Here is a 12,137-nt window from a genome sequence, read left to right on the forward strand (position 1 = left end):
ATATTATACGATTTTATGAACGTCAATCACACCATAAAAGCAACCGTATGCGGAGCGATGCTATTCGCAGCATCGCTCCCCGCATGGGGACAAGAAACGAAAAACAGCCTGTTCGAAGGATTTCACCGTTTCGCCGTCGGATACGATGCAGGTCAGACACCTGCCGGCATTTCCACCACCGGTATCAGCCTTCTCGATGAAAGCGTACTTCGCCAAACGGGCAACCGTACCTTTCCTTACCCTGTCAAAGGGCACTCGGTTATCACTAATCCGCCGACTTTCACCTGGCCGTCAGCCGACTACAAAATGCCCTCCACCTTTCCCGTACCGCTCGAAGATAAAGGAATAGACGATTTCGTACGTTACGACATCCAATTGGGACGTACCCCGGATTTTTCAGATGCCGGGTCTTTCGTACGGAAAGGATTACGGCTGGCATTTTACAATCACCACACCGCTCTCGAACCCGGTACTTGGTACTGGCGTTACCGTACCGCAGGCAAAGAATGGTCTGTCACATACGAAGTAAACATCCCATTCCACACCCGGAAATTCGAATCGCCGCAACCTCAAGAGGCTTATAACATGATTCCGGAAGAACATCCCCGTATCTACAAAATACCGGAAGAAGGACACCTATGGACTACAGACCAAAGAAAGCTGATAAAAACCTACCTACAAAAGGCTAAAACCGCCCTAACCAAAAGTCCGGAAGAATACGCCGTAAAAGGACAGCCCATTCCGCCTACCGCCACGGCAGAAGAAAGGGCGCAAATAGAGAAATTCCGCTTGCGCTACGAACTGGAAGCCCTCGACAAAGACATTACCAACCTGCTGAACGCCTATCTTTACACGCAAAACAGCGATTTTCTAGGCAAAGCCATTGCATTGGCCGACCACGTGGCACAGAAAGACGGGGAGCAACTGTACAAGGCAGCCGATTTTACCGGAGCCTTCTCGATGTCCACACTGGCCATGGTTTACGACGCGGCCTACGACCGCCTGAGCAAAACGCAACGCCTTAAATACGAACAATTCATCTCCACGGTGATGTATTGGAACCTCGCCCAAGCCATGCAGGAAAACACGGGAAGCGCCGACGGCATCCTGTTCGCCCATTTCTTTCAGCATACCTTCTACTGCTGTTTCACTACGGCTATCATCATGAAAGGGCATTTGCACGAAGCGGAAACATGGTTCGACATGCTCTACGATATCTGGTTATCGCGTACGCCGGGCGGCGGTTTCCTGACCGACGGTGTATGGCCTAATGGAAACATGGGTTACCTGCACGTCAATATGGAATCGATGATAGACAACTTCGTGCTATACCGCGACCTTTTCAATGTAAACCTCTTTACCCATCCCTGGTACGAGAATTGTGCCAATGCACTGGCATATACAGTTCCGGCAGGTTCGGCAGGCGACGGTTTCGGCGACGGTTGCGAGCGTTGGCAAAGTGTGAACAAGCTCCGGGCGGATTTCGCCTACATCCTATCGCAGGAACTGGATAACCCCTTTGCAGCGAACTACGCCTACACATTGGCCGGGCAAAACCCGGACACGCATTACCAGTTCAATGGAACATCTTTTGCGCGCTACCGCCTCAGCCACCGCCATACCCCCCTAAAAAGAGCAATGCCCGACAAAGTGCCCCAATCAGCCGTATTCCCCCAAACCGGTATCGTAGTGATGAATACCGATGTGATGAATACACCGGACAATCTGTTCGTATCTTTCGTCAGTTCGCCCTTCGGAGTAGGCTCTCACGGTATGGCAGAGCAAAACAGCTTCAACCTTTCTTATAAGGGAAAGCCCGTTTTTTACCCCACAGGCTACCGTATAACTACACGGGACAAGCACTACTTACTGGCACAAAAGCACAGCCGCGCCAAAAACACCGTTACCGTAGACGGCAAAACGCAAGCCTATTCCAGTCATGGCTACGGCTGGATTGCCCGTTACCTCGACGGCAAAGATATCACCTATACGCTGGGCGACGCATCGAACGCCTACAAAAAGTTCGACCGGAGCGCCGTAAATTGGATTACCGTGCTGGAAAAGGCTGGTGTTTACAAACCCGAATACGGATTTATCCTCAGTAAAGAGGACGACCCTCAAGTAAAGCTCTTCCGCCGCCACCTCGCCCTGCTACGTCCCAACATACTGGTGGTGTACGACGAGCTGGAAGCCGAAAAAGAGGTAACCTGGACTTTCCAACTCAACGGCCCGGAACGTTCGAACATGAAAATCGACCATGGGAAACAGATGCTGGTGGCCGATACCGACAACGGCGATGCAGCGGTCAAGGTATTCGGCAGCAGCAGACTGGACATCTCGCTGGCCGATACGAATTACGTCAAACCTTTCGACTGGCTGAACCCTCAACGGGGTCGTCCCGCCGTCCAATTCGAGCAACACCAGTACCACAGCAAGATAGAGAACCGCAAAAAGTGCAAAAAGATGCGTTTCCTCGCTATCATCCAAATCGATGAATCGAACACCCTCTCATTTGCCGATGTAAAGCAAGATGCCGACGGTGCTATCCGCATCGGCGACTACCTGATTAAGGGACAGACCGATACCGGCGAGGAAGCGCGCCTGGAGATAGAAAACCACAAAACGGGCGAATACCTGCTGTACGGCCCTACCGGAGATTCCAACCGGGCGGAAGCGCGCCGATACTCGCACAGCACTTTGCTATGCATCCCTGAGAACACTGGCGGATATAAGTTAAGGGAAACCGTAGACCGCTATCCGCTAATGATACCGGAACAAAACCCTGCAAAAAAGACACGTCGATAAAAACCGACCTGCATTATGAAAAAGAATAAACATATACAGTCATGAACAAAAAATACCTGATTTTAGCAATCCTGTTATTGTGCCTGGCATCCGCACCGCTCTCCGCACAAACACCCAAAGGTACTGTATCCTTAAAAAACTGGAAAATGGAAGCGCAGTCAGAGCAAACACACCTCCAAGTGTACGGTGACACGCTGGAAATAACCACCCCAAAAGGCCTTACCTTGTGGAACAACCGCCGTATCACAGGCGACTACGAGATAACCTACCGCATTAAAATGGTAATGCAGGGAGGCAGCTACGACCGGTTGAGCGACCTGAACTGCTTTTGGGGAGCCAACGACCCTGAGAATCCGGATAACTTGTATGCTGACGGCACATGGAGAGACGGTTTTTTCAAACGATACAAAACCCTCAGACTATTCTATGTGGGCTATGGGGGCAATGACAATTCTACCACACGCTTCCGCCGCTACTATGGCGGAGGGCCGGAAAAACCGGACAGCATAGTGCGTCCGATTATCAAAGAATACACCGACCCCGGACACCTGCTGGAAGCCAATCACTGGTACACCGTCTGCATCCGCGTAGAAAAAGGAACGACAACCTACTATATAGACGGAAAAGAGCTGTTCCGACTACCGATAAAGCCGGGCGACTGTAACGGGCAGTTCGGTTTGCGATTGTTGCAGAACCACGTGGTATTCACCGGATTTCGGATAAAATCATTATAAAGAATTCAAATAAAAAACCGGACAATATGCCTGTCCGTACAGAAAGTCTCTCCACCTGCCGGGAACAAATCTTCATTTTTGCCATTATCCGGCAAAAATGAAGATTTATTGTTATCTTTGTTGCTGTAAAACCTTATCGACCGACAAGCCATGGCAAAGTCAATCTTATTATCCGTACTATGCTGGATATGTATATATCCGCTCCGTGCACAAACCGCCGAACCTATCAGCTTTGTCCACATCGGGCTGGACGAAGGCCTGTCGCAAAGCACCGTGTTCGACATTGCCCAGGACAAGTACGGAAATATGTGGTTTGCCACCTACAACGGGCTGAACAAGTACGACGGCTACACGTTCACCGTTTACCAGCACAACGAGAAAGACCCGCAGAGCCTGGGGTGCGACATCGTCCGCTCGCTAAAGACGGACGAGGAAGGCAGGCTGTGGATAGGAACCTACGAGGGGCTTTCGCTATACGATAACGACAAGGAGTGTTTCCGGAACTTCCGGTATAGGAAAGAGGGGAAAAACATGCCCGTCAACAAGATTGTACCGGTGGGCGACGAACTGCTGCTTATCCATACGGAGGGGGAGCTCGTCTTGTTCGACACCCGCACCCGGTCGTTCTCCCAGTCCGGGCTGAATCCGGAATTATTCACCCTAAAGCCCACTTCCGTCAGCCGCCAGGGAGACAATATCTACATAGGAAGCCGCAAAGGGCTGTATGCCTATTCTATCCCGCAGAACACGCTCAGGAACATCCTGCCCGAAGTCCTGAAAGGGAAACCCATATCCGCCGTACTGCAACAGTCGCCCACCGCGCTATGGGTGGGCACCGAAGGCAACGGCCTTTTCCTCATAAACCCGCTGGACGGCGAAACCAGGCAATATACGGCTGCGCCGGGAAGCGCACATCCTATCAGTTCGGACTACATACGCGTGTTGTCGCTGGATACGCAAAACCGGCTGTGGGTAGGCACTATCAACTCCCTTAACATATACCAACGGGAGAGCGGCTCGTTCCGGGTGTATAAAAGCAATCCCCTGAGAAAGGGCAGCCTGTCGCAAACCTCCATTCGCAGTATCTTCACCGACTCGCAGGGCGGCGTATGGCTGGGAACATTTTTCGGAGGCCTGAACTACTACCACCCCTTGAAAAACCGCTTTCAGAAGATACAGTCCGTTCCTAACCGCAACTCTCTGAACAACAACATCATAAACTGTATCGTGGAAGACCGCGAAAACAATCTGTGGATTGGGACGAACAGCGGCGGCGTCAACTTCTACAATTCCAGGAACAATACCTTTATCCACTATACCCGGAAAGACGGCTTGGGCTCCAACGATGTAAAGACGATTTACGTAGACGAACGGCAGGATAAAGTGTATATCGGCGTGCATGCAGGCGGCATCAGCATACTGGACTGCGCCACCGGCCGTATCGAGACGCTCGCCATTCCCTACCCGTCGGGGATAGCGGCGAAAAGTATCTACGCTATCGTACCCGCCGGCAACGGCGAATACTGGGTAGGCACTTTAGGCGGAGTGGTACGCTTCAACCCCTTGCAGAAGACGTTCACCCCCGTTACCGCCGAGAAAAATGGAAAACCTTTTAGGAGCACGCAGATTACCACCGTGTTCAAGGACAGCAGGCAACGCTTGTGGTTCGGGAGCGAAACGGGGCTTATCGTCTATGGGCAGGAAGGAAACGGGCTGCAAAGCATCCCCCTGCTGCCTCCGGGCTCTCCTCTCGAGCACCGTTTCATCAACAGCATATACGAGGGGCACGACGGTGTTTTCTGGATAGGTACGCGCAGCGGCCTATACCGTTTCGATGAGAAAAAGAAAGAAACCAGACAATATACTACCGAAGAAGGCTTGCCCAACAACGTCGTATTCGGCATTCTGGAAGATGCCGGAGGACGGCTGTGGATTAGTACGGACAATGGCCTAAGCTGTTTCCAGCCCAAAGCCGGAAAATTCCGTAACTTCACAAGTAGCGACGGGCTGCAAAGCAACCAGTTCACCGCATCGGCATACTGCCGCACCGCCAACGGCAAGATGTACTTCGGCGGCATCAACGGTATCACCGCCTTCCAACCGGAGGATGTGGTCGATAACCCGTACACTCCCCCGGCCGTCATCACCGGACTGCGGCTTTTCAACAGGAAAGTCCTCCCGGGAGACGATACCGGCATACTGAAGGAAAACATATGCGAAACCCGCAGTATCACCCTTGCGGCAGGACAGTCCATGTTCTCGCTGGAATTCACCGTATCGAACTACATATCCGGTAACCACAACACCTTCGCCTACATGCTGGAGGGATACGACCGGGAGTGGTATCGCACCGAAACGCAACGTACCGTATCCTACTCCAACCTGCCCGCAGGGACGTACCGATTCCTGGTGAAAGCGGCAAACAGCGACGGGAAATGGAACGAGACTCCCACCGGATTGGAAATCACGGTACTGCCGGTATGGTACAGGACATGGTGGGCGCTACTGCTGTTCGCCGCAGCGTTCATGGCAATCACCATATTCATCTTCAGGTATTTCTGGATGCGGAAGAGCATGCAGGCGGAGCTGCAAATGGAGAGGGTGGACAAGCAAAGGCAGAAAGAGGTGAACGAGATGAAACTGCGCTTCTTCATCAACATCTCGCACGAGCTGCGCACACCCCTCACACTGATACTCGCACCCGTGCAGGAGATGCTCGACAAGGTGAGCGACCGGTGGATGCACAGGCAACTGGAACATGTGCAGAAGAACACCAACCGGCTGCTCCACCTCGTAAACCAGCTCATGGATTACAGACGTGCCGAATTGGGGGTATTCGGACTGAGGGTAAGACGGAACCCCATTCACAAGGTCATTGAAAAAGATTTTCTGTTCTACGACCGCCTGGCGCAAAGAAAGAGGATTGCCTACGACTTCGCCTCGGAAGTAGAGGGGAAAGATATACTATGCGACCCCGATTACCTGGAACTGATTGTAAACAACCTGCTGTCCAACGCATTCAAATATACCGGAGAGGGGGAAAGTATCACCGTGACACTGAAAGAAGAGGGCGGTGAACTCCTGCTGCAAGTGAAGGACACCGGAAGCGGGATACCCGTGGACAAGCAGGCGAAGGTTTTCGAACGCTTCTACCAGGTGGACAACGAGCATATGGGTAGCGGGATAGGATTGTCGCTGGTACAACGCCTCGTAGAACTGCACCACGGACGCATCGAGCTGGAAAGCAGGGAGGGCGAAGGGAGCGTCTTCTCCATTTACCTGCCGACGGAGGAAGCGGCATACCGTCCGGAGGAGCTGGCGGGCAGCACGGACACCGACGCCGGGCAGCAGGCATACACCACCAACCGACGCGACATGTACATCGTAGATACGGAGGGAGAAAAGCCGGAGGAAGAAGGAGAAGAAAAAACAGAGAAGGAAGAAGCCGCAACGGACGACGGTGGACAGCAAAAAGAACAAAAAGAACAGAAAGAACGGAAAGAGCAGAAAGAAAAGATACTCGTCGTAGAGGACAACCCGGACATCCGCCAATACCTATGTGAGGAATTGGGAAAGAGCTACCGCGTGCTGACCGCCGGAAACGGGGAGGAAGCGCTGGCTATACTCAAGGAGCAGGAGGCAGACCTGATTCTTACGGACGTAATGATGCCCGTAATGGACGGACTGCAACTGTGCAAGCAGATTAAGCAGAACCTACGCACCTGCCACATACCTATCATCATGCTATCAGCAAAGACAGACCTGAAGGAACAACTGGAAGGGTTGCAGGTAGGGGCGGACGACTACATACCCAAACCGTTCTCCATGGCAGTGATTACGGCGAAGATAAAGAACCTGTTCCGCACGCGCTACCGCGCTATCGAGCATTACACCAACTCGCTGGAAGTGGAGCCGGAGAAGGTGGCGCTCAACCCGCTGGACGAGGAACTGCTGAAAAAGGCCGTAGCCATTGTAGAGAAGAACATGGACAACGTGGAGTTCTCCACCGACGACTTCGCCCGCGAAATGTGCATGAGCCGCTCCAACCTGCACATCAAGATGAAAGCGCTGACGGGAGAGCCCACCAACGACTTCATCCGCAAGATACGCTTCAACCGTGCCTGCAAGTTGTTGAAAGAAGGCAGATACACCGTATCGGAAATCAGCTCCATGGTGGGTTTCAACACCCCTTCCTACTTCGCCACCAGTTTTAAGAAATACTTCGGTTGCCTGCCGTCGGAGTACGGCAAATAGTTGTTTGGACAGAATTAAAATATGGTTCGACAAAAATGAGACAGGTATAAACCCGTCTCATTTTTTATCATACACAGTTATAATCATCGAAACGCTCACTCGCCTATCTTTGTGCAACAAGAAAAGTAATTTTAAATTAACGATTATCCGTCATGAAGAAAACTTTACTACTGTTGTTAATGCTTACACTGTCCTTGCAAGGCAGTTTTGCGCAAACCGAAGAACAAGACCGAAAAATGAAATGGTGGCGCGAAGCACGCTTCGGCATGTTCATCCACTGGGGCCCTTATTCCATTCTGGGCGGTGTCTATAACGGATACCTACAACGCGTCGGAGGCACGGAATGGATTATGAACCGCTGCAAAATTCCGGTAAAGGAATATCAGGAAATAACCAAAACATTCAACCCCGTGAAATACGATGCCGAAGCATGGGTGAAAATGGCAAAAGACGCCGGTATGAAGTACCTGATAATCACCGCCAAGCACCACGACGGCTTCGCCATGTTCAAAACCGAAGCCAGCAAATACAACATCGTGGACTTTACCCCGTACGGTAAGGACGTGCTGGACGCCCTGGCAAAAGCCTGCCGCAAATACGACATGAAACTGGGTTTCTATTACTCGCAGATACAAGACTGGAACAATCCGGGCGGAACTACCGGAAGGAGACCCATGAGCCAGGGCTGGCCTAATCCCAAAGCAGACGAAATAGACGCCTACACACTGGCGCATCATGGAAGTTGGGACCCTTTGCAGCAGACAGCTACCCGCGAAGAATATTTCGACAACGTGGCTATACCTCAAATCAAGGAACTGCTGACCAACTACGGCGATATAGCCGTATTCTTTTGGGATACCCCCTCCGAAATGACGGAGAAGTACGCAAAAAAAATCAGCGACCTTTTCAAGGACTATCCGCACATCATTACCAACGACCGCCTGATTAGAGGAAGCGAGAAATATACAGGCGACTACAAGACGCCCGAACAAATCATCCCCACCGTCAAGCAACTCGACGGTACGGACTGGGAAACCAATATGACCTTGAACGACAGTTGGGGATACAAGAAACGCGGTTGCGTATGGAAAACATCGCGCACGCTGATTTTAAATCTGGTCGACATCGTATCCAAAGGCGGCAACTACCTGCTCAACATCGCTCCCGACGGTGAGGGCGCCATTCCCGAAATCAACTACCGCCGCCTGAAAGACGTAGGAAACTGGATGAAAAAATACGGAGAGTCTATCTACGGGACCGAACGCGTAAAGACAAGCGAACCCAAATGGGGACGTTGTACACAGAAGTTCGACGGCGACAAAACCTACGTATACCTACACGTAATAGACTGGCCCGAAGACCGGCAGCTATTGTTCCGCCTCTACGAAAAAGCCTCATCTGCAACCCTACTGCACAACGGGCAGGCATTGAAATTCAAGAATACTCACGACGGCATCTACATCGACCTCCCCAAAGAAGCCCCCGACCCGTATGTTTCGGTTATCAAGCTTGAATTCGATAAGAAACTTCCCAAAGTCAAAATCAAGCCGATGAATGCCAAAAGCTATGAAATCGTAGACGAGAACAATAAGAAGAAAGAATAACATTCGCCGAAAAATACTCCAGACAAGCCAATCCGCCGGTCGGCCACCATGCCGCCAACCCGAACGAAATGAAGAATCTTTCCCCTACTCACGAATGGGGAAAAGGTTCTTCACTTTGTTTTGAACAATGCAAACCCCTTTTTATATTTTCTATATTCCCATTAAAAAATACCTATTTTCTTTGATTGAGGCGCTTTTTGTACCGGCACAAAATACCGACATATAGCGATTGCACGCATTACAATAATTAAAGAACTTTGCACCCACTTTAATAAACATAAACCTACTTCAATTTTTTTAAATGAAACTGAAAATATTATTTCTTTATCTCGTAACAATTCTGCTCCTTCCTTCCCCTCTGATTGCCCAACATCATCACGGAAGGGGCGACAAGACGATACTATCGGGACGAATCATCACTACCGAGAATGGAAAAGAGGATATCGTAGACTTCGCCACCGTCTACCTGAAAGGTACGACCTTCGGAAGCTCCACCGACCAGCAAGGGCTTTACCATATCAAAGCCCCTGCCGGAAATTATACGCTGGTGGTATCCGCTATCGGTTACCGAACGGTAGAAAAGAAAGTTTCGCTAAAGAGAGGCGAACGCACAAAGCTGAATGTCACCCTCACCCCCGAAACGCATGTGCTGGACGAAGTAACGGTCGTTTCCACGGGAGTAAGCCGTGTGAAACGTTCCGCCTACAATGCAGTAGCAGTAGATACGAAAGAGCTGCAGAACACCACTAAAAACCTGGGCTAAGCCCTGCAAAAACTGCCGGGAATGAAATTGCGCGAAGCCGGCGGCGTCGGTTCGGACATGCAGTTGATGCTGGACGGTTTCAGCGGAAAGCACGTGAAAATCTTCATAGACGGCGTACCCCAGGAAGGGGCGGGCACGGCATTTGACCTCAACAACATCCCCGTAAACTTCGCCGAGCGCATCGAAGTATATAAAGGCGTGGTTCCCGTAGGCTTCGGCACGGACGCTATCGGCGGCGTTATCAATATCGTCACCAACAGGCAGAAGCGGAACTGGTTCCTGGACGCCTCTTACTCGTACGGTTCCTTCAATACCCATAAATCCTACGTCAACTTCGGCCAGACATTCAAGAACGGTTTCACTTACGAAATCAACGCATTCCAGAACTACTCGAACAACGACTACTACATCTATAACACGGTGTACGAGTTCGACCACTCCGACAACTCATCGCAGGCTACGCAGGATGAAAAGCGCGTGAAACGTTTCAACGACACATTCCACAACGAAGCGGTCATCGGCAAGCTCGGCGTAACGGAAAAGTCATGGGCCGACCGGCTGATATTCGGCTTCGCCTACTCGCACTTCTACAAAGAGATACAGACGGGCGTGCGCCAGAAATACGTATTCGGCGAGAAGCACCGCCACGGCTACTCCTTCGTTCCGTCAGTGGAATACCGCAAGCGCGACCTCATTATCAAGGGACTGGAAGTAATTGCCAACGCAAACTACAACCACAATATCACCACCAACGTGGATACCGCCAGATACCAGTACAACTGGTACGGCGACCGCCTGCCGACGTCCACCGCCGGCGAGCAGAACCACCAGTACAGCGACCAAAAGAATACCAACTGGAACGCCACCTTCACAGCGAATTACCGCATCGGCACAGCCCATACATTCACGCTGAACCACGTTTTCAGCTCGTTCGAGCGGACACGCCGCAGCCTGATACCCACCAACTCCACACTCGAGAAATACGATGTGCCCAGCGAGACTCGCAAAAACATCACCGGACTGTCCTACCGGCTCATGCCTACCGACAAATGGAACGTGACGGCTTTCGGTAAATACTACAAGACCTTCAGCCGCGGCCCCGTTTCGCTCAGCACTACGGATGTGGGCAACGACACGATTGTTTCGCAGGGCGTCAGCTCCTTAGGATACGGAGCCGCCGGTACGTACCATATCCTGAAAGACCTGCAAGTGAAACTCTCTTACGAAAAGGCGCTCCGCATGCCCAGCACCGAGGAGCTCTTCGGCGATGGCGACCTCGAGGCCGGTTCCGTAGCCCTGAAACCGGAGAGCAGCCACAACCTGAACATCAATGTAGGGTATAACGGCCAGTTCGGAAAACACGGGGTGTATGCCGAAGGTAGCTTCATCTACCGCAACACCAACGACTACATCAAACGTACCTTCGAATCGTTGGGAGGAAACACGTACGGAGCCTACGAAAACCACGGCAAAGTAGAAACTAAGGGCTTCAACGTAGCCCTGCGTTACAGCTACTCCCGCTGGTTCAACCTCGGAGGCATGTTCACCAAAATGGATGCTATCGACAAGGAAAAGAAACGCTCCAGCACTACCGGACAGTACTCCACCACCTACGGGCAGCACATACCGAACCAGCCCTATATGTACGCCAATTTCGATGCCAATTTCAGTTGGCACGACCTGTTTGCCAAAGGTAACGTGCTGACGGTAGGCTGGGACAGCTACTACCAGCACGAGTTCCCCCTGTACTGGGAAAACTACGGCGCGTCCGGCTACAAACAGACCGTGCCCACCCAGTTCTCCCACAACCTCACCATAGGTTACAGCATCAAGAACGGGCGCTACAACCTTTCTTTCGAATGCCATAACCTGACGGACGAAAGGCTTTACGACAATTACAGCCTTCAAAAGGCAGGTCGGGCATTCTACGGAAAAGTGCGTGTTTACTTCGGCAACCGATAATGAGAAACAACCCTT

The 12,137-nt window shown here is 51.5% G+C and carries 4 protein-coding genes and 1 pseudogene; all 5 read left to right on the plus strand.

All coding sequences use genetic code 11. The features are described 5' to 3' along the window. Nucleotides 1–15: 15 nt before the first annotated feature. The 5 genes and pseudogenes from C233_RS0105180 to C233_RS22310 all read left to right on the plus strand — a co-directional run bounded on the left by C233_RS0105180 (nt 16) and on the right by C233_RS22310 (nt 12,122). Nucleotides 16–2,805, plus strand: coding sequence for a DUF4962 domain-containing protein (locus tag C233_RS0105180; protein ID WP_039747279.1), 2,790 nt, complete (start codon nt 16–18; stop codon nt 2,803–2,805). Nucleotides 2,806–2,846: 41 nt separating this feature from the next. Next, nucleotides 2,847–3,539 (plus strand): DUF6250 domain-containing protein, encoded by a 693-nt coding sequence (locus C233_RS0105185; protein WP_018666418.1) that lies wholly within the window; start codon nt 2,847–2,849, stop codon nt 3,537–3,539. A 150-nt stretch (nt 3,540–3,689) separates the two neighbouring features. Beyond that, nucleotides 3,690–7,793 (plus strand): hybrid sensor histidine kinase/response regulator transcription factor, encoded by a 4,104-nt coding sequence (locus C233_RS0105190; protein ID WP_018666420.1) that lies wholly within the window; start codon nt 3,690–3,692, stop codon nt 7,791–7,793. A gap of 152 nt (nt 7,794–7,945) precedes the next feature. After that, nucleotides 7,946–9,397: an alpha-L-fucosidase gene (locus C233_RS22300; protein WP_039747280.1), complete on the plus strand. Its 1,452-nt coding sequence runs from the start codon at nt 7,946–7,948 to the stop codon at nt 9,395–9,397. A 301-nt stretch (nt 9,398–9,698) separates the two neighbouring features. Beyond that, nucleotides 9,699–12,122, plus strand: a pseudogene (locus C233_RS22310) (TonB-dependent receptor). The last annotated feature ends 15 nt before the right edge of the window (nt 12,123–12,137 follow it).

It is taken from the genome of Bacteroides gallinarum DSM 18171 = JCM 13658, assembly GCF_000374365.1.
In the GTDB taxonomy this organism is placed as follows: Bacteria; Bacteroidota; Bacteroidia; order Bacteroidales; family Bacteroidaceae; genus Bacteroides; species Bacteroides gallinarum.